General features: G+C 41.1%; 11 protein-coding genes. 10 read left to right on the top strand and 1 reads right to left on the bottom strand.

The features are described from left to right. Window positions 1-8 precede the first annotated feature (8 nt). The gene (locus KQP79_RS07490; protein WP_004300825.1) at window positions 9-1,061 is read left to right on the top strand and encodes a class I fructose-bisphosphate aldolase; all 1,053 of its coding nucleotides are present in this window, start codon (window positions 9-11) and stop codon (window positions 1,059-1,061) included. Between the two features lie 67 nt (window positions 1,062-1,128). Continuing rightward, window positions 1,129-1,785, top strand: a complete 657-nt coding sequence (gene fsa, locus KQP79_RS07485) for a fructose-6-phosphate aldolase (RefSeq protein ID WP_004300824.1) — start codon at window positions 1,129-1,131, stop codon at window positions 1,783-1,785. Between the two features lie 107 nt (window positions 1,786-1,892). On the opposite strand, the gene KQP79_RS07480 is transcribed toward fsa, so the two are convergent. Beyond that, complete coding sequence (locus KQP79_RS07480) at window positions 1,893-5,840, bottom strand: response regulator (RefSeq protein WP_264386625.1); 3,948 nt, start codon at window positions 5,838-5,840, stop codon at window positions 1,893-1,895. Window positions 5,841-6,348: 508 nt separating this feature from the next. Here KQP79_RS07480 and KQP79_RS07475 point away from each other — a divergent pair. The 8 genes from KQP79_RS07475 to KQP79_RS07440 all read left to right on the top strand — a co-directional run bounded on the left by KQP79_RS07475 (window position 6,349) and on the right by KQP79_RS07440 (window position 20,919). Further along, complete coding sequence (locus tag KQP79_RS07475; RefSeq protein WP_004300822.1) at window positions 6,349-7,779, top strand: phosphotransferase; 1,431 nt, start codon at window positions 6,349-6,351, stop codon at window positions 7,777-7,779. 36 nt (window positions 7,780-7,815) lie between these two features. Then, window positions 7,816-8,565 carry a nucleotidyltransferase family protein gene (locus KQP79_RS07470; RefSeq protein WP_004311428.1) on the top strand — a complete coding sequence of 250 codons (750 nt, stop codon included), beginning with the start codon at window positions 7,816-7,818 and terminating at the stop codon, window positions 8,563-8,565. 108 nt (window positions 8,566-8,673) lie between these two features. Beyond that, window positions 8,674-10,656, top strand: a complete 1,983-nt coding sequence (locus KQP79_RS07465; RefSeq protein WP_004311429.1) for a response regulator — start codon at window positions 8,674-8,676, stop codon at window positions 10,654-10,656. A gap of 809 nt (window positions 10,657-11,465) precedes the next feature. Beyond that, window positions 11,466-11,888: a hypothetical protein gene (locus tag KQP79_RS07460; RefSeq protein ID WP_008648815.1), complete on the top strand. Its 423-nt coding sequence runs from the start codon at window positions 11,466-11,468 to the stop codon at window positions 11,886-11,888. A 285-nt stretch (window positions 11,889-12,173) separates the two neighbouring features. Beyond that, the gene (locus KQP79_RS07455; protein WP_138343137.1) at window positions 12,174-13,814 is read left to right on the top strand and encodes a glycosyl hydrolase family 18 protein; all 1,641 of its coding nucleotides are present in this window, start codon (window positions 12,174-12,176) and stop codon (window positions 13,812-13,814) included. Window positions 13,815-13,845: 31 nt separating this feature from the next. Next, a complete protein-coding gene (locus tag KQP79_RS07450) occupies window positions 13,846-17,166 on the top strand; it encodes a SusC/RagA family TonB-linked outer membrane protein (RefSeq protein WP_171035996.1) in 3,321 nt (1,106 codons plus the stop codon). An 18-nt stretch (window positions 17,167-17,184) separates the two neighbouring features. Next, window positions 17,185-19,029 carry a RagB/SusD family nutrient uptake outer membrane protein gene (locus KQP79_RS07445; RefSeq protein WP_138343139.1) on the top strand — a complete coding sequence of 615 codons (1,845 nt, stop codon included), beginning with the start codon at window positions 17,185-17,187 and terminating at the stop codon, window positions 19,027-19,029. A gap of 45 nt (window positions 19,030-19,074) precedes the next feature. Then, window positions 19,075-20,919, top strand: a complete 1,845-nt coding sequence (locus tag KQP79_RS07440) for a DUF5006 domain-containing protein (protein WP_008774763.1) — start codon at window positions 19,075-19,077, stop codon at window positions 20,917-20,919. Window positions 20,920-21,103 lie beyond the last annotated feature (184 nt).

Genomic DNA, 21,103 nt, shown 5'->3' with positions numbered 1-21,103 from the left:
AAGAAGTTATGAGTAAAGTAGTAGAATTATTAAGAGATAAGGCCTGTTATTACCTGGACCACACTTGCGAAACCATTGATAAATCATTGATTCATGTTCCGTCTCCCGATACAATAGATAAAATCTGGATTGATTCGGACCGGAGCATCAGAGTATTGAACAGTCTGCAAACGTTGTTGGGACATGGCCGCCTGGCAAATACCGGTTATGTGTCTATACTTCCTGTCGATCAGGACATCGAACATACTGCCGGAGCATCGTTTGCCCCCAATCCGATCTATTTCGATCCGGAAAATATCGTAAAACTGGCTATTGAAGGAGGCTGTAATGGAGTAGCTTCTACCTTTGGGATTCTTGGATCCGTAGCACGTAAATATGCCCATAAAATACCTTTTATCGTTAAGTTGAATCACAATGAATTACTTTCTTATCCTAACAGTTTCGACCAAGTATTGTTTGGTACCGTTAAAGAAGCCTGGAATATGGGAGCAGTAGCGGTAGGCGCCACTATCTATTTCGGTTCGGAACAGAGTCGCCGTCAGCTCGTGGAGATAGCCGAAGCTTTTGAATATGCTCACGAACTGGGGATGGCAACCATTCTTTGGTGTTACCTGCGCAATAATGATTTCAAGAAAGGTGCTGTCGATTATCATGCTGCCGCCGACCTGACAGGACAGGCCGACCGTTTGGGAGTGACTATCAAAGCTGATATTGTGAAACAGAAACTTCCGACTAATAATGGTGGCTTCAAAGCTATCGGTTTCGGAAAGATCGACGAGCGTATGTATACCGAACTTGCTTCCGAACATCCGATTGACCTTTGCCGCTACCAGGTAGCCAACGGCTATATGGGACGCGTTGGTTTGATTAACTCCGGTGGAGAATCTCACGGTTCTTCCGATTTGCGTGATGCCGTCATTACAGCTGTAGTCAACAAACGTGCAGGAGGTATGGGATTGATTAGCGGACGTAAAGCGTTCCAGAAACCAATGAACGAAGGGGTGGAATTATTGAATACTATTCAGGATGTATATCTTGATTCGTCAATAACGATTGCATAATCAGAGATGAATGGAAATAAATTATTATCTTTGACTATTAGATCGTTAACCATTAAAAATTAAGAGTATGAAATTTTTTATTGACACAGCTAATTTGGAGCAAATTCAGGAGGCTTATGACCTCGGAGTACTTGACGGAGTGACTACCAACCCTTCGCTGATGGCGAAAGAAGGTATCAAAGGAACGCAGAATCAGCGTGAACATTATATCAAGATATGCAAGATTGTCAACGGAGATGTCAGTGCCGAGGTGATAGCAACCGATTATGAAGGAATGATTCGTGAAGGTGAAGAACTTGCCGCGCTCAATCCGCATATTGTAGTAAAAGTCCCCTGTATTGCCGATGGCATTAAAGCGATCAAACATTTCACGGAAAAGGGAATCCGTACTAACTGTACATTAGTCTTTTCAGTAGGACAGGCATTACTGGCAGCTAAAGCCGGAGCTACCTATGTTTCGCCTTTTGTCGGTCGTCTGGACGATATTTGTGAAGATGGAGTAGGGCTTGTGGGAGATATTGTACGTATGTATCGTACCTATGATTACAAGACACAAGTGCTCGCTGCTTCTATCCGCAATACGAAACATATTATCGAATGTGTGGAAGTGGGAGCGGACGTTGCTACTTGTCCGTTGAGTGCTATCAAGGGTTTATTGAATCATCCGTTGACGGATTCGGGATTGAAGAAGTTTCTGGAAGACTATAAAAAAGTCAATGGTTGAGTAAGTAATGAAACTTGCAGTATATTAAAATTTTTAGGCACGGATTATTTGCTCAGGTCTTAGAATTCCGTGCCTAAAGAATATTTGTTTTTTCGGGTAGCTGCTCATTACTCTTTTTTCCGTTCCTGTTTTCTCTTCTCCTTATATTGAGTTGGCGTTTCTCCTGTATATTGTTTGAAAGCCGTACTGAAATAGCGTGAAGTAGTGAAGCCGACCTTCTCGGCAATTTCCGTGAACGACATGTCCGTACTGGTGATTAATGTGATCGCTTTCTCCATCCGGAATTTATTAATGTAATCATTGGCTCCCATATCGGTCAGAGCTTTTAGCTTATTGTAAAGGGAAGCCCGGCTCATACCTATCTCCTTGCAGATAAAAGTGACGTCCAGATTGCTGCTATCCAGATGTTCCTGAATAATTTTATTCAGTTTCAGCAGAAATGTTTCATCTGCCTGGCTGAAAGTGCTCTCTTCCGGCGCAGGGACTAATCCTGTATTCAAATATCTTTTCTTGATAGATTCGCGGTTTTTCAATCGGTTGCGAATGATTTCCATTAGCATTTCTATCTCAAAGGGCTTAGTCAGATAAGCGTCCGCCCCGTTCTTGTAGCCACTCAACTGACTTTGTTTATCATCTCTTGCTGTCAGCAGAATGATAGGAATGTGATTGATCGTAATATCTTCCTTTATATTTTTGCAAAGTTCATATCCATTCATTCTCGGCATCATCACGTCACTGACGATAATATCCGGAGCATGATTTCTGGTCAGTTGAAGGGCTTCCACACCATCGGAAGCAATCACTACCCGTTTGAAATATTCTCCCAGTGACTTTTTCAGAAAATCCGTCAAATCCGGATTGTCATCCACCACTAGAATACTGTAAGGACTCGTATCAAACGTATTTTCCTCCGGTAACTGTTCTTTGCTATCATCGTTCATCAATTCGTTCAGATATGCCTTCGGCTGACAGACGATCTCTTCCGATTGTTGTCTCAAGGGTAGTTCAAAGAAGAATGTTGCACCAGCTTCCTGATTATCCCGTGCACCGATGGAGCCTCCGTGTAGTTCTACCAGAATCCTGGAATAAGATAATCCGATACCTGTGCCGCTTTGCTCTCCTGTACCTTGATAGAAACGGGTGAAGAGTTTTTGTGTATTTACTTGTTTCAATCCGTTTCCCCGGTCAATGATGGAGATACGTACGCTATTTTTCTCGGAAAGCAACTCCGATGTAATTGTTATTTCTGCATCTTGTGGACTGTGTTTCAAGGCATTGATAAGCAGATTGCTTAGAATAATCTCACACTTATCTTTATCGAAACTTACAGTATTGACCTGTGGGTCAAGCTGATAGCGGATACGGACGTTTTTAGCTTCACCTTCGCTGACGAAATCTTGGGATACATGTTCAATCCATTGATTGAGAGCATACGGCTGTATCTGCAATTTACTTTCCCCAACCTCCATTTTGCGTACATCGAGTACCATATTAATAAGGTTTTTCATTCGCTGTGACTGGCGATAGATTGCTTTTATAGGTAAATATTGTGTATCTTCGGCAGAAAGCGATTTCAGTATCCGGCTAAGCGGTGCGTGTATGAGCGTTAAAGGTGTGCGCAGCTCATGACTGATATTAATAAGGAAACGTACTTTTTCTTCATATACCTGTTGTTCATGTTCCTTCATTGCCCATTTCAGTTTTTCTTCCTTACGCTTTAGAGTTCTTCGGAAAGTTTCAATAATAGCGGCAGCAGTAAGAACGGTACAGCTAAGAATAAACCACCATGTCCGATACCAGGGAGGGAGAATGGTTAGTTCCAGTACTTCCTGACTGGGAATCCAACTGCCATCTTTAGCTGTACATGAAGCCATAATCTTATAACTTCCCGGAGGAAGTGAACGTATAGCCAGTTCGGGATTGTACGATTCGATTTGCTGGTCATTCAGCCCTTCTATCTGGTATCTGTACACTTTCTGTCGGAAAATGTCCTTCTCTTTCGACATGATCCGGATAGTGATATTACTGTTCCAGGGAGCGGAGATCCCTGTTGGTCGATTGGTTAATTCGTTATTCACGGATTCTCCATTGATGATGACATCGGATAATTGGAGTTGGGGAAGTTCAGAAGTTGTTAATGGTATTTTGCAGTTAATGTGCAGTAAACCTTTTACTCCACCCATATAGACGTCTCCCTGCATACTTAACAGGCGGGGTTTGGAAAGATATTCGTTCTGGATTACGCCGTCTGATTCGCCGAATAGAACGAACTTTTTTTCTTTGATAAGCCAAGCGAAAAGCATGCTGTCAGCTCCTATCCATACTTTTCCTTGCTGGTTGCATACGATCAAAGTGATTTCACTAAATAGAGAGGTCGGGATCGGAGTCTGTATTTTGGTGGCGGGATTGTAGTGTACCAATCCGTAATTGTTCCCAATCCAGAAGTTTCCCTCTTCGTCTCTTGAAACGGAGTTGATGGTCGTGTCTTTCCAGCATCTGTATAGGGCTTTCAGCCGGTTTGTATGGTTGTCCAGTTCATATATGTGCTTCGTATCATTTAGATAAGTGGTGTTCCTATAATTGCCGATTGGCAGGAGAGCACCGATAATATCTTGTTCTTCCTGTTCTATAGCGGTACTGAAAGTACGTGTATTCAAATCATATATATAGATATGTTCTCCAAGGAACAGAATGCTGTGATGAGTGTTCCGGAGTAGATTTACAGCCTTGCCTCGATTGCATAAGAGTGCTGTTGTTTCAGCGTCGACAATGGTGAAAGGTTGTTTTTCTCCAGTTGCCGGATTGAAAATAAATACTCCTTGTGAGAAAATAGAAATTAATAATTTACCGGGAGTAAACTGACAAATAGAGGCAACTTTGTCTTCCCAGGTTGAGGGATAATGAGTAAATTTCTCTGTGAGCGGATTAAAGTTGTTGATACCTCCTCCGTCCGTGCCTACCCAGATTTGATCTTGAGATTCCTGGAAAAGACTTAGAACGGTATTGTTGCTAAGTCCCCGGTCGTTGCCGGGTGGTACGTCTGTATATGTTTTCATGGAAACTTCCCGGATGCTGATTAGTCCGTTGCGGATGCTGCCTGCCCATATATTGTTGTTGTAGTCGTTGTATAGGCATAAGATAGAGTTGGCGGGAAGTGAATAGTTGTCACTTCCGGGCACATGTTCCAGCAGAGAAAAATGTCCGGTTTCCGGGTCGAGAATATTAATGCCTCCTCCGTCTGTTCCAATCCAGATTTCTCCTTCCCGTTCGGCGAGACTTAGTACAACATTGTTACTTAGAGAAGAGTTGTGGGTAGTATATGTAGCCAGTAGTTTACCGTCGTGTGTCAGGCAGTTCAGCCCTCCGTTGTAAGGGGCTACCCAGATTCTTTTTTGTGAGTCTATGAGTACGTTCATTATTTCCTTTCCGCAATCGAAAGGAGGACGGCGGCATTTTCCGGTATTCAGGTCGAGCAGGAGTAGTCCTTGCCAGCGACTACAACAAAGTAATGTTCGTTTATCCCATAGACTTAGCAGAGTCACATTATAATTGGGCTCTAGGTCAAACGTTTGCAGGAGGCGGAAAGTGGCATCCTGATAATTATAGAAAAAGATTTTATTTTTCGAACCGAATAACACTCCATCATCAGTCAGGCAGACGGAATAGGCGATGATATTATTTCCTGTTTCATCAGTCGGTATAAGAAAGTCATCGCTTTGCCGCTGATAACGTGCCACTCCCTTATCTGTCAGAATCCATATATTGTTTTGTACATCTTCTATCAGCTGGTAGATTAAATTGTGAGGAATGGAATGAGGGTTGTTTGACTGATGGACATACTTTTTAAGTTCATGTCCGTCATATCGTCCCAGTCCGGAGCGGGTTCCAATCCATACAAAACCTTGTTCATCCGTTAAGATGCATCGTACGGTAGAAGGCAGTCCGTCTTTTAGTGAGATTTGCTTATAGTAATAATGACCGGCTTGAAGAGGGGAGATGCCGATAAACAGTGCGATAAATGCGATGCATAGTAGTAAAAAGGTCTTTCTTCTCATGAGATTAGGTCAGTTAAACTAAAACAAAGATAATACATTCGGATGAATGTTTGTTGAAAAGCAAACTTATTTTGTATTCCTTCAGGTAAAAGAGTTATATATAGTTGCTTTTTTCTATTTAATTTTGTATCTTTAAAGCTTTCCGTCCTTCTAAAGATAAGTTGTCCCCTTGTAATGGGATAATAGTCATCTTATAGGGTGCTATTTATCACTTTACAAAATGATTATTGTCACCTTATAAGGGGATGACTACTCGACTGCATAAACTATTATAAATTTCTGTACTGAAAATCTTTAATCTCTGCACTGAAAATCCTTGAATACAATGAGAATTGCTAATTCTTCATCTTATATTCATAGGGAGCCATTCCAACAACTTTTTTAAATAACCGGCTTATTGGAAGTAAAGGCCTGTACACAGCAGATTAGGTAAAGTAGCCGGTTTTTATCAGCGGGAAGATAGTATTATTTAGCTAGATTCTCTATCTTTGCTCGAAAATATACGACTATGATTACCGAAGAACTACAGAAACTTTATCAGTCATATACGGGCGTTCCCGCTGAAAACATAACAGAATTACCGTCTTCCGGTTCCAACCGCCGTTATTTTCGGCTGACGGGTATAGAAACATTGATTGGAGTTTACGGAGCTTCTATCGATGAGAATGAAGCATTTCTTTATATGGCAGGACACTTCCACAAATGTGGACTGCCTGTTCCCGAAGTGCGCATCGTTTCGGAAGATAAGACCTATTATTTGCAGGAGGATTTGGGCGATACTCTGTTGTTCCATGCCATAGAGAAAGGACGTGCTACCAGCGTCTTTTCAGAAGAGGAAAAAGAGTTGCTTCGCAAAACGATTCGTTTGCTTCCTGCCATTCAGTTTGCCGGGGCCGATGGATTTGATTTTTCCCGTTGTTATCCTCAACCGGAGTTCAATCAACGTTCCATTTTGTGGGATTTGAATTACTTTAAATATTGCTTCCTGAAAGCTACCGGTATGGAGTTTCAGGAGGATAAACTGGAAGATGATTTCCAGAAAATGAGTGATGTCTTGCTTCGTAGTTCTTCCGCTACTTTTATGTATCGTGATTTTCAGAGCCGTAATGTGATGATAAAAGATGGCGAACCATGGTTTATCGACTTTCAGGGCGGACGCAAAGGCCCGTTCTATTATGACATAGCCTCTTTCCTGTGGCAAGCGAAAGCGAAATATCCCGATAGTCTTCGTAAAGAACTGCTGCAAGAGTATATGGAAGCTCTTCGCAAATACCAACCGATTGACGAATCCTATTTTTATAGCCAGCTTCGTCACTTTGTCCTTTTCCGTACGCTGCAAGTGCTGGGAGCTTATGGTTTCCGTGGTTACTTTGAAAAGAAACCGCATTTTATCCAAAGTGTTCCTTATGCCATCGAAAACCTGCGTGAATTGTTGAAAGAAGAATATCCGGAATATCCGTATCTCTGTAACGTTTTGCGAGAGCTTACCGGACTGAAACAATTTACGGACGATCTGAAAAAGCGGCAGTTAACCGTCAAAGTAATGAGTTTTGCCTATAAGAAAGGAATTCCTGATGACTCTACCGGCAATGGAGGAGGTTATGTATTCGACTGTCGCGCCGTGAATAATCCCGGTAAGTATGAGCGTTACAAACCTTTCACCGGACTGGATGAACCTGTAATCACTTTCTTGGAAGAAGATGGAGAAATACTCCGTTTCCTCGATCATGTCTATGCTTTGGTGGATGCCTCCGTGCAACGTTATATGGAACGCGGATTCAGCAATTTGTCCGTCTGCTTCGGTTGCACCGGCGGACAGCATCGTTCTGTTTATTCTGCCCAGCATCTGGCAGAGCACCTGAATCAGAAATTTGGTGTGAAAGTCGAACTGGTGCATCGGGAACAGAATATCGAACATACGTTTGAGGCAACAATCTAAGAAGAGTAAATATTAAAGAAGAAAGTAACCGAAAGAATGAAAGCAATGATATTTGCAGCCGGTTTGGGTAGCCGGCTGAAGCCGCTCACCGATACCATGCCGAAGGCTTTGGTTCCCATAGCCGGACATCCGATGTTGGAACATGTGATCTTAAAACTGAAAGCTGCCGGATTCACAGAAATAGTGATTAATATCCATCATTTTGGCGAACAAATACTTGATTTCTTAGAAGCCAATGAGAATTTTGGGCTTATCATACATATTTCCGATGAACGCGATCTGTTGCTCGACACCGGTGGGGGAATTAAGAAAGCCCGTTCTTTCTTTGAAAACTCCGATGAGCCTTTCCTGATACACAATGTCGATATTCTTTCAGACGTGAATCTGAAAGAATTATATGACTACCATTTACGAAGCGGTGCTGTTGCCACTTTACTGGCCAGCCAACGTAAAACCTCCCGCTATCTTCTTTTTGATACAGATAAGAGACTTTGCGGATGGATAAACAAGGATACGGAACAAGTGAAACCGGAAGGTTTTCAGTATGATTCTTCCCTTTATCGGGAATATGCATTCAGTGGCATCCATGTACTTTCGCCCGCCATTTTTCAATGGATGACCTCTCCCTCATGGGATGGAAAATTCTCTATCATGGATTTCTATCTTGCCACTTGCCGGCAAGTAAACTATGGTGGTTACTTGACAGAAAAGTTGCATCTGATTGATATAGGCAAACCGGAAACATTAGCGAAAGCAGAAGGCTTCTTATACCAAAATGCGAAATAAAGATACTGAAAGAGGCTAAAAGGCCTCTTTCTTTCTATGTAACAAAATATTAAAGTAACTTTGCTTGGATAAACAATCAATATTGTAATACTATACAAATTTTGCTGCATGGAACAGACTTTGGTAAATGGGATAGCTGATAACTTATTGCATAATATCTTTAATGACTTGTCTGTAGGCTTGGAATTGTATGATAAGGACGGTCTCATGATAGATGTCAATTATTCACGGTTGAGATCAATGGGGATAAAAGACAAAAAGGATATTTTGGGCTATAATCTATTCAACTACACCAGTTTCTCTGATGAAATCAAGGAACAGATCAGAAAAGGAGAAACAGTGCGTTTCATGGCAAAATATGATTTTGATGACTTGTGCCGTCTTTTTCCTACTAATCTGTCCGGTATAAAATTCTTCGAGATTACCGTTTCTTTTGTACATAATGATAAGTCTGAAATTACCAATTATATGGTGATAACTCAAGATATCACCGAACGTGTTTTGTGGCAAAACAAATATGACAATCTTTACGAAGAGGTTGTGCGTTCGAAAAAAGAACTTCTTGAGAGCGAACAAAGAATGATCCATTTGATTCGTCAGAATGAATTGGTATTGAACAATATTAATTCGGGATTGGCATATATTGCGAACGACTATATCGTACAATGGGAGAATATCTCGCTTTGTAGTAAAAGCCTTTCTTATGAGGCTTACAAAAAAGGAGAACCTTGCTATCTGACAGCCCATAATCGCACCACTCCTTGTGAGAATTGTGTGATGCAACGTGCCCGGAAATCCGGTCAGGTAGAGTCTATCTTGTTTAATCTGGATAACAAGCATGTCATAGAAGTCTTTGCTACTCCCATATTTAATGAACAGGGAGATGTTGACGGTGTCGTGATTCGTGTAGATGATGTTACCGAGCGGCAGCACATGATTGGTGAACTTGAAAAGGCAAGGAGCCGCGCTGAACAATCCGATAAGTTGAAATCCGCCTTTCTGGCAAATATGAGCCATGAAATTCGTACACCGTTAAATGCTATCGTTGGTTTTTCCGACTTATTGATGGTGACGGAAGATCAAGAAGAAAAAGAAGAATTTATTCAGATTATCAATGCCAACAATGAGTTGCTTTTGAAGCTGATTAACGACATACTGGATCTTTCGAAAATAGAAGCCGGCTCGGTAGAACTGAAATACGAAAATTTTGATTTGGCTGTTTATTTCAACGAATTAGCTGCTTCGATGCATCGTCGTGTAGTAAATCCGCAGGTTCGGTTAGTTCCCGTGAATCCTTATGAAGCCTGTACCGTTCGTTTGGATAAAAACCGGTTAGCGCAGATTCTCACTAACTTTGTAACTAATGCTATCAAATATACCTCCAAAGGAACTATTGAAATGGGGTATGAGAAGATAGACGAAAATATTCGTCTTTACGTTCGCGATACAGGTATCGGCATACCGGAGGATAAAAAAGATAAAGTATTTCATCGTTTTGAGAAACTGGATGAATTTGCACAGGGAACCGGATTGGGATTGTCCATTTGTAAAGCCATTGTTGAGGCTTGCAGAGGAGAGATAGGCTTTGAGTCAGAATTTGATAAAGGGTCTTTATTTTGGGCGGTTTTGCCATGCCAGTTCGAATCGGTTAACAGCGAACCGACTTCTTCACGTCGGAACAATGAGAAGGATGCGAATAAAGAAAATATTCTTGACTCCGAAGAAACAAAAAAAGTACCTAAAAGAGTACTGGTCGTTGAAGATATACAAAGTAACTTCTTTTTGGTATCTTCTATCTTGAAAAACAAATGCCAGTTGTTACACGCACCGAATGGACTGGAGGCAGTTGAGATTGTCCGTACCCAACCGGTGGATTTGGTACTGATGGATATGAAGATGCCTGTTATGGACGGACGTACTGCAACCTCGGAGATCCGGAAGTTCAATGCTGAAATTCCAATTATCGCCCTGACTGCTCATGCCTTTGATGCTGACCGGGTAGCTGCGTTGAAAGCCGGTTGTGATGATTATCTGGTGAAGCCGATCAATGGCGCGAAGTTGATGCAGACTCTGAAAGAGTATGGTTGTTGAAAGGATGGGATTAGAAATGTGCTGATCTGAAAAAGGGTATATTCTATTCTTTCTGTTTTTAATATATCAGTCACTTGTTTGTGGTGAAGGAAAAAACGCTCTGCATTTTGGATGAAAGAATGTAGGATTGTTTGTTATCCTGGATAATTCCTGTCTAAAAATAAATAATTCCTCTGTATTGCTATCTATATGCTTACTGTTTGCCCGTATGTAGTTTGTTTTATCATTCTTTTTTGGTGCGTATATGATGATGAACTAGCCTATAAACAGGCTTTTCCGAGGGCTTTTATAACTTGGTCGGTGAGTATGGAAGGCTTTCTCGGTGAGGAAGGATGTGTTCCTCACCGAGGAATGGCTTATTGCTCACCGAGGAAAATCATTTATTTCTTTAAAGAAAACGCATATCATCTGAAAATATATGCTGTATTGTGGTAGTAATATGCATATATATGTGATAATATGGATGCTTTTAATTCCGGATTACCATCTTCAATAGTTTTGTTTTCTTTCTTAATCTGAAAAATAGAACATTTCTCTTGTTTGTTTGGAGGAATTGAAAGGGAGACGGCTTACTATAAAAGGCTATAAATCCGTAAAGTTTGGGATTGTTTTTTATGTTTATGGATTTAAATAGTTATCTTTGTACAAGAAAGGAGGTATATAATGACTGCTACAAAGAAAATAAAAACTCGGGAAGAACTTAGAGTTGAGGTAGTGAAGAAAATTACAGCTAATAAAAGGAATGCCCAATCTTTTCTAAAAAAAGCTGGAATAGTCTCTAAATCAGGTGAACTTACCAAAATTTATAGATGAAAGAAACATTATACTCACGTCGTTCTAATCTTGTTGTTGGCTTTCATGGTTGTGATCAATCAATTAAAGAACAAGTGTTTGAACATCTGGCGAGATTGGCAGCAGTTGCCGATCTTTCGGAAGAAAATCGTATCGCTTATGATAAGGCATTAGATCGATATAGAGTCAATCAAATCGTAGAGGAGGATGAACGGCGCAAAAACGAAGAGATGCGGAGAAAAGCGGCTGAAGAAGGGATGAAAGAAGGGCTAAAGGAAGGGATAAGAGAAGGAATAAAGGAAGGAATGGAGAAAGGGATGGAGAAAGGAGAGCAAAAGAAGCAAATTGAAATTGCTCGAAAGATGAGGGAGGACGGAATATCCATTGATACAATTATCAAATACACGGGTCTTCAATCTTCTGATATAGAAAACCTATAATATATCTTCGTAGGAAAATTGTTGTAGTTATATTAGGATAAAATATAAAAGAGGCGGGAATATTCAGGAATGAATACTTCCGCTTTCTTTTTTTGATTCGTAAGATGTCCAACAATGTCTATGATGTTTAGATATATCGATGAAATGGACGATTTTAGACAAATTTGGAAGAATCGTAGCTAAAATAGAACATTCTTTGCCTTTAATATAGCCTACATTTGTGATCGTGATTGTCAAAAGGGACAGCACAATTATTAAATAAAGCTAATCTTAATTATTAAATTTATGAGAAACAAATTCCTATTTCTTTGTCTCTTCCTTTTTGGAACGTTGACAGCTTGTAAAGACACAAAATGGGTAGACGTTCCAACTGGTACTCCTCCTGAAGGTGCAATCACAGGAAAACCTGGTGAACCGGAAGAACCGGATGATCCTACTGTAAAATCATTCATTAATTGCTCTTACATTCGGGGGGATTTTTTTGAAATAAACCGTATTTCGGCAGCCAGTATGGGTGCTTGTACGGATTTGATTTATTTGGCAGCGCGTCCTTATGCAAATGGTGAGGTAGCTTTTGAATTGCCGTTGAATGATGCGACGATGACAAACGTATCTCATACAGGCACTTTTCAAGGTCGTAATGGAGTGGTTAAATTTGAAGGAACAAGTTTTATGAATGGCGGTGATGGATTACTTCACTCTGCTGATGGGGCCTTTAATAAATTCACCTTTGGTACCTATATATATATAAGTGAATGGGTGGACGGAGCTTTTCTCTTTAAGAAAATGGATGGAAACTCCACGATCATTGCTTTTCAAATGGGTGCGACAGCTAATAGTTTGAAACTGTCTATTGGAAGTTCGGTTGCAACCGTTACCACTCCTGATCTGGCAACAGGCTGGCACTATATTGGGCTGACTTATGAACAGGGAACGGCGAAACTTTATGTGGATACAAACAATACTGCAATAAGTTTTGTAGGTGCTCTCCCTAATGAAGTACCTAATACACGTACTGATTTTTTGATTGGAGATAAATTTAAAGGTTATTTAGATGAAACTTTTGTAAGCAGTCTGGTAGTAGGTACATCAGGTAGAAACCCTATCACCTTTGACAATTGGAATAATTCAAAAATACTTGCTTACTGGAAATACGATGATGCCACGAAACCTGGCAAGGATTCACATTCCTGGCTGGGGCGTTTGAATAATATACGTACCGCTTTACAGGGACAACAGGGAGATAGAAGATTGCGCTTGGGCATTGCTGGTGGAGAATGGAAAAAGATGATGGCTGATGCCACTGCCCGTACAAGATTTGCTTCCGAGGTGAAGAAGATTATCGAACAATATGATTTTGATGGAGTTGATTTTGATTTTGAATGGCCTACAAATGCCAGTGAATATAATAATTATAGTGCAACTGTAATCCAAATGCGTTCTACATTAGGAAAGTATGTTTACTTCACCGCATCGTTGCATCCGGTTTCTTTTAAAATTTCCCCGGAAGCTATTGATGCTCTGGATTTTATCTCTTATCAATGTTACGGCCCTGCAGTGATGCGTTTTCCTTACGAGCAATTTGTAAAAGATGGAGAAGTAGCTGTGGCATATGGAATCCCTAAGAATAAGCTGGTGATGGGAGTGCCTTTCTATGGTTCTACGGGTAGTCTGATTGCTGCCTATTGTGATTTCGTGAATGATGGTTTGGCTACTACGAATGAAGATACATATACATATAAAGGAAATACATATACTTTCAACAGTATAGAAACGATTCGCAAGAAAGCGAGGTATGTCTGTGAAGAAGACTATGCAGGCATTATGAGTTGGGATTTGGCAACAGATATTGACATAACCAATAACAAGTCTTTGTTGAAGGTCATAAAAGAAGAGTTTGAATATTATGCGAATCCGACGGAATAAAAGAGAATCTAAATTAATCAAATACAATATTATGGAAAAAAAGAAGTTCATGCGAGTACAGAAATTTTTGATTCTGTTTCTGATACTCCTGCTATCATTTCCTTTAAGTGCGTTGGCACAGCAACAAATGATAAAAGGACAAGTGGTAGATGATAAAGGTGAAACCATTATCGGTGCCACAGTGATGGTGAAAGGTTCTAAAGATGGGACGCTGACTGACATTGACGGTAACTTTTCCGTGAAAGGGAAAGTAGGTAACACATTGGTTATTTCTTATGTCGGTTTTACTCCCCTTGAAATAAAGGTGACAAAAGCAGAAGGCAACCGATTTACGTTAAAAGAGGATACAAAAGTATTGGATGAAGTGGTAGTAGTAGGTATGGACAAACAGAAGCGAAGCACCATCACGGCGGCTGTGGCTACTGTGGGTTCCGATGCTATTGTCAACCGTCCGGTCACTGACCTCACGAGTGCCCTTCAGGGTAACGTAGCCGGTTTAAACTTCTCTTCTGATGCGGTTGCTAATGGTGTAGGTGGTGAGACCGGTGCCGAAATTAAATTCAATATTCGTGGTATCGGTTCTATCAATGGAGGCGAACCTTATGTATTGGTAGACGGAGTGGAGCAAAGTTTGCAGAACGTGAATCCTGCCGACATCGAAACCATTAGTGTATTGAAAGATGCTTCTGCTGCTGCCGTTTATGGTGCACGTGCCGCCTATGGTGTGGTTATCGTCACTACCAAAAGTGGTAAAAAGGAAAAAACACGTATATCTTACAGTGGTACTGTAGGATTCAGTTCTCCTATTAATATGCCCCAAATGATGAATTCCATTGAATTTGCCAATTATCTGAACGAACGAGATGATAACGATGGAGTAAAACACTCGATTCCTGATGCGCTCATCGAAAAGATGCAGGGCTTTATGGAGAATCCTTATTCGGAAAAGTTCCCGGGCATAGGACCTAATGCGGACGGTACCGGTTGGGCAGGTTCTAAAGATGCTGTGTATGCCAATACCGACTGGTATGATTACTACTTTAAAAAAGCTTCCATCCGCCATTCTCATAATCTGAGCGTAACGGGAGGGTCTGATAAATTTAATTACTACGTAGGTTTGGGATATATTTACCAGGAAGGATTACTGGATCAAGTAGACGATAACTTGAGTAAGTACAATGTAAACTCGAAGTTTCAGATCCAAGCCAATAAATGGTTGAAGTTTAATTTCAATAATAACCTTTCACTGAATATACTGAAGCGTCCGATGGCTAACCAGACCATTTTTTATGGAACTATCGGAAGCAGCTTTCCGAATTCTCCTACCCATCTTCCTGTAAAGTCGGAATATAATGACAATTCCGAATACCGTTATCTGAAACAATCGCATTATGTGCAGAACAGAATTTCTGATGCGATGTCGTTTGCCGCTACGATTACTCCACTGGAAGGGTGGGATATTGTAGGTGAAATGAAAGTACGCTTCGATGTAGAAAACAATGATTTCAAACGCGGATATCCTACTGCCGAAAAACCTGACGGAACGTTGGATATAAGTAAGGGAACCAAACAGGGGTATCAATATCCGGGCATGAACTGGAAAAACTCTAATTGGGGCTCTTATACACGCGGTAATACATTCAACTACTACCTGTCTCCAAACATATCGTCATCCTACACACATGCTTGGGGCGACCACTTCTTTAAGGCGATGGCGGGTTTCCAGATGGAACTGCAAGAAAATTCGAATGGTTATACTTATAAAGACGGATTGCTGACTAGTGATATATTCTCTTTTGTGAATGCTAACGGGCAAGTATTGGCAGGTGAAGACCGGACGCATTGGGCTACAATGGGTATGTACGCTAAACTGAATTGGAATTACAAGGAGATTTATTTTCTGGAATTCAGTGGACGTTATGACGGTTCTTCGCGTTTTGCTCCGGGAAATCGCTGGGGATTGTTCCCCTCTTTTTCAGCCGGTTATGACATTTCTCGTACCGACTATTTCAAAGCGCTGAATCTGCCGGTTTCTCAATTGAAAGTACGTGTTTCTTACGGTCGCTTGGGTAATCAGAACGGAGCGGGACTCTATGATTACCTCGGGATTCAGAGCTTGACCTCCGATTCACCTAATGCTTGGCTGTTACCCGGTGTGCAAGCTACTCCTCAAAAAGGAACTTTAGCCACTACGCCTAAGATGATCAGTTCGTATATTACGTGGGAGAAGGTGGATAATGCCAACTTAGGTATCGACTTGATGTTGTTGGATAACCGACTGTCTATTACTGCCGATATTTATCAGCGTACCACGCGCGACATGATTGGTCCTGCTGAAGCTATTCCGAATCTCGGAGGTATTAGTACGGCTGACCGTGCGAAAGTCAATAACGCTACTTTGCGTAATCGTGGTTGGGAATTGTCTGTAAACTGGCAGGACCAGCTAAAATGTGGTTTTAGCTATGGCATAGGATTCAATGTATTCAATTACAAAGCTGTTGTTACCAAATACAACAATCCGGAGGGATTGATATACAACAATCATACCGGTTTGGCAACTAATAAAGGATATTATGAAGGAATGGACATAGGTGAGATTTGGGGATATGAAGCGAATGATCTTTTTCTGTCCAATCGCGAAGTGGACGCATACCTCAGACAAGTAGATCTTAGTTTCTTTAAGTCCGGCGACAAATGGCAACGAGGCGACTTGAAATACATTGATTCCGACGGTGACGGTAAAGTGGACCCGGGTAAGGGTACATTGGCCGACCATGGTGATTTGAAAATTATCGGTAATGCTACTCCCAAATACAGTTTCGGTATCAATCTAAACGTAGGATATAAGGGATTTGAAATATCCACTTTACTGCAAGGAGTTGCCAAGAGAGATTTTCCGATGGCCGCCAGTACTTACCTATTCGGTGGTAAAGAATGGTTCAAGGAGCATCTCGATTATTTCAGTCCCGAGAATCCCAATGGATATCTACCTCGACTGACGACCGATGCCCAGACAACGAATGCCAATACGGGATATAATACTACCCGCTATATGCTGAATGCGGCATATATGCGTATGAAAAACTTGACAGTATCCTATACTTTTAAGCCTCAATTGTTGAAGAATATTGGACTAAGTAACCTGAAAGTATACTTTACATGCGATAACCTGTTTACCATCAGTAAACTGCCGAATCAGTTTGATCCGGAAACCCTTAATCAGGTGAACGCGTGGGCAGGCGGAAGTAATGCGGCTGCTCCGGGACTTACCTCGGCTCAAAATCAGAATGGTAACGGAAAGGTGTATCCGATGAACCGTAATTTCGTGTTTGGACTTGATTTTACATTTTAATTAAAGAGGAACGCTATCATGAAAAATAAAATAATTATCCTGACTGTTTTTGCAGGCTTACTGTTGTCGGCGTGTTCCGATTATTTGGACCGTAAACCCTATACGCAGCCTAACAATGAAGATTTCTTGAAAACCAGAGAGAATGTAGAAAGCTATATAAATAATTTGTATACTTCTCTACCGGCTCCGGCTCAATATGGTATTGGTGTCAGAGGAGAAGAGGTGAACAGTGACAATATCCTTTCGGAAAAGTATGATATGCGCCTGAATGGAGAGAATAATCAATTCAGTGGCTCTGACGATTGGAATAAAGGCTATAAAAACTTGCGTATGGTGAATTACTTTTTCCATTATTACGCAGTTTCCGAGGTGGACGAAACGGACGAAGTGCTTTCATTGAGAGGGGAAGCGTATTTCTTCCGTGCTTATTGGCACTTCTATCTGCTCACACGTTTTGGTAATATTCCCATTATGGATGATTTCTGGGACGGTAATGCTACATTGGGTGGTTTACAAATTCCTGCGACAAAACGTGCGGATGCAGCTCGTTTTATCCTGAACGATTTGAAAGCGGCTATTGGGTTGATACCGGAGGCTCGTGCTAATTTGCATTCTCGCAGTAAATACAGTGGATTGCGTGTCAACAGAGAAACGGCCATGATTCTGGCTATGCGAGTCGCTTTGTACGAAGGTTCGTGGGAGAAGTATCACAAGGGAACTGATTTTGCAACGGAAGATAACTCTGAAGAGTTTTTTAAGGAAGTGATGAATTGGGGGGATCAATATTTGTTCCCGGCCGGACTGACTTTGCATATGACAGCAACCAATCCGAAAGCTACCAATATAGATGATGCTTTTTCGGAGCTATTCAATTCAAACGATCTTTCCAACATTAGTGAAGTGACTTTTTGGAAAAAATATTCAATAGCTGATGGCGTGTTCAATACCGTTACTCAACAGCTTAGCGGTGGAGTAACAGATAATGTGAAGCCTTCGGGACTATCCAAGTCTTTGGTGGATAACTTTCTGAATGTGGATGGTACGCCGGTTGATCCGACCGATGAAAAGTATAAGGACTTTAATGAGGTATTTAAAGATCGTGACGGAAGACTTTTGGCTATGGTGATGCATACTGGTTGTAAGTTCAAATCTAATAGCTTGATGAATGTGAGAGCGTATGACGAGACAGGTACCGAAGAAGAACAAAAGGAAAAGAATAAAGATATTTCATCTCCGCGCTTGAATGGGGATGGTATTTACAAGAACGTGACCGGGTTCCATACTCGCCTTGGCATTGATACGACCTATGTAACCGGCAATTGTGAAACGGCTCATGTCATGTTCCGCTATGCCGAAGGATTGCTTTGTTATGCTGAAGCTGCCGCCGAATTGGGGCTGTATAACGATGGCGTGGCAGAGAAAACATTGAAGCCATTGCGTCAAAGAGCCGGTGTGGCCTATGTTACTCCGGCGGCTGATCCTCACTTCCCTTTCCAAGGCCTGCCGCCGGCAGTGCAGGAGGTACGTCGGGAAAGACGCTCAGAGCTATCTCTGCAAGGTTTTCGTTTGGATGACCTGATGCGTTGGAGGGTAGCCGGAACGTTGAAAGGTGTGGAAGGACGCGGACGTGGAGCTTATCTGGGCAAAGACGGTGTACTTTATCTGAGCTTTTCGCCTACATTGCGGAAAGAAGGACTGAATCATGTACTGACAGATAATGAAGGATGGATGGATCCGTTGAAAGAGTACTTGCCTGAAGGCTACAAGTTTAATGAAGATCGTGATTACTTGTTACCCATACCACCGGATGAAATCCAGATGGACCATGAGCTGAATCAGAATCCGGGATGGCCGACTAAGTAAGGGAACTGAATAAAATTCATTTATGATAATTAGATAGATAAAGATATGAAGAACATATTATATAAAATATTTCCGATATGCTTGTTGACCATGGGGTTGACTGGGTGTGAGGAAGAAACGAAATACCGCCCTCTGCCGGAAATCGTGCCATTAACGATGAACATCAATGACAACGCATTTGCGATGGGAGAACACTTGAAAGTGAATATTAATGTGGAACCGGATGCTGATGGCAAGGAGGTTGTAGCAAATGAAGATTTTGATATTTACTTTACGGCGAAAGCCGGAACGGAGGATGCTTCGAATGTATTCGAACAGTTCAATGGAATCGTTACTTTTCCGAAGGGGGAGAAACAGATTCAGGTGGATTTTCCGATAAAGGCATCCGGACTGACGGGTAGTACTGCTATAAACTTTACGGCTTTTGCCCGTGGTTATAAGATGGAAGGCTCCAGTCAGGTAATTAAGGTTTCCGATTATTATCGGATAATGGCATCATTGGAGAACAATGCGGAGAATGTAGTAATGGAAGGTGGTAAGTTTGTATTAGTTGCAAAGATTGAAAAACCAAGTTCCGTACCTCTTAATATGAAAATTACTCCGAAAGAAGGGGAAGGAGATAGGTATGAAAATTTACCTTCTACATTAACAATTCCTGCAGGAAGAACTTCGGCAAAAAGTGATGCTGTGACTATTAAACAGGATTTTGAAATGACAGGGGATTTGCAACTGGTATTGAATCTGGAGAGTGATTCTCCAGCGAATCCGATGATAAATTCTACTCTGACTATAACTATGACTGATTTGGAATCTATGGGAGATCCTAATCTGTTTGATATAACGAAGGTGTATGAATTCCCGGATAGGCCGTTTATGTCTGATAAAAATAAAACTGCAATTGAAAGTTGGTTTACGGGAGATAAAATAGCTATGAATAAGAATAGCGCTCATCCCACTTCAGCTTTGAAAGATAAAGATTGGGTATTATGCAATGCGATAGAGTTCCATTATATTAATAATAGTTTTAGTGGCGGAAATAATACCCCTAATGCTTTCGGACATCGTATTTCTTGGGCCTTTTCTGATATTAATGATGCACCGTCACAGAAAATACAAGCTGTGAATAATGCAAAATGTACAAATATAACCAATGAAGGTATTTTAAATATGTGGGTGGATAAAAATGTTCAGGGGACTGGTGCCATGACTGCTACCAAGGATTACGGTGTCGCCGCATTGCAATGTTCTAAATTTGGTGGTATTTTTGCCCCACAACATACTCGGTTCTTTCCTGGTATGAGAATTGAAGTGAAGGCGCGTTTGAGAGGAATACGGACTGGTTTTGTTCCGACAATCGGACTTAAAAATCAGAAAAATTCCCTTCCGAACACGAAAGATGAGATCGATATTCTCAAGAACACTCAAGGTTCTGTAATTACTCAGGCTGTAACTGTTGATAATGAGATAGGTTCAAAGAGTGTAGCAATACCTCAAGCGAATGAATGGAATATATATTGGGTGGAACTTGTGGATGAAAATATAATCAATTTAGGAATTAATGGAGCAACCAATCTGACTGTGAATCGTACACAATCTCCTGACAGGTGGCCATTCGACAAGGCTGGAACTCCTGCTACTGCTAATCCTGATCCTGCTACTGCTGCTGGTGGCAGTGCCGGTCTCTACTTCTTTATGAGATTGGCTGAAAGCTCGGAACGGGCTGCTGGTAAAGCGCCTGAAGGTTGGGATAATGTACTGAAAAGTATTGCCAATTGTGAAACGGATGATAATACGCCTCGAATGGAAATTGATTGGATTCGTATCTATACAAATAAGAATTATGTACAGACTGATGCTGAAAAAGTCTGGGCTAATCAGTTATTTTATTAATGCTATCTCTTTCAATTAGCTTTCAATAGTGTGAAATGAATTTTATGCCGGAAGCTATCGTTAGAAGGCGATATGCTTCCGGCTATTTATTAGTCAATTATGCAGAAATGGAGATTATTGGAAATTAAATGGTAATTTGTGGAAGTTAAATAGATGGCTGTCCTCTATCTTTGCTGACACAATC

The organism is Bacteroides sp. DH3716P, from assembly GCF_025914115.1.
In the GTDB taxonomy this organism is placed as follows: domain Bacteria; phylum Bacteroidota; class Bacteroidia; order Bacteroidales; family Bacteroidaceae; genus Bacteroides; species Bacteroides ovatus.
Note: the sequence above shows the minus strand (reverse complement) of the source record. Positions and strands in the feature narration are given on the sequence as shown.

Excerpts from the sequence above, each read along its gene's own strand:
- KQP79_RS07490 (WP_004300825.1), top strand. The coding sequence starts at position 9 with ATGAGTAAAGTAGTAGAATTATTAAGAGATAAGGCCTGTTATTACCTG.
- fsa (WP_004300824.1), top strand. The coding sequence starts at position 1,129 with ATGAAATTTTTTATTGACACAGCTAATTTGGAGCAAATTCAGGAGGCT.
- KQP79_RS07480 (WP_264386625.1), bottom strand. The coding sequence starts at position 5,840 with ATGAGAAGAAAGACCTTTTTACTACTATGCATCGCATTTATCGCACTG.
- KQP79_RS07475 (WP_004300822.1), top strand. The coding sequence starts at position 6,349 with ATGATTACCGAAGAACTACAGAAACTTTATCAGTCATATACGGGCGTT.
- KQP79_RS07470 (WP_004311428.1), top strand. The coding sequence starts at position 7,816 with ATGAAAGCAATGATATTTGCAGCCGGTTTGGGTAGCCGGCTGAAGCCG.
- KQP79_RS07465 (WP_004311429.1), top strand. The coding sequence starts at position 8,674 with ATGGAACAGACTTTGGTAAATGGGATAGCTGATAACTTATTGCATAAT.
- KQP79_RS07460 (WP_008648815.1), top strand. The coding sequence starts at position 11,466 with ATGAAAGAAACATTATACTCACGTCGTTCTAATCTTGTTGTTGGCTTT.
- KQP79_RS07455 (WP_138343137.1), top strand. The coding sequence starts at position 12,174 with ATGAGAAACAAATTCCTATTTCTTTGTCTCTTCCTTTTTGGAACGTTG.
- KQP79_RS07450 (WP_171035996.1), top strand. The coding sequence starts at position 13,846 with ATGGAAAAAAAGAAGTTCATGCGAGTACAGAAATTTTTGATTCTGTTT.
- KQP79_RS07445 (WP_138343139.1), top strand. The coding sequence starts at position 17,185 with ATGAAAAATAAAATAATTATCCTGACTGTTTTTGCAGGCTTACTGTTG.
- KQP79_RS07440 (WP_008774763.1), top strand. The coding sequence starts at position 19,075 with ATGAAGAACATATTATATAAAATATTTCCGATATGCTTGTTGACCATG.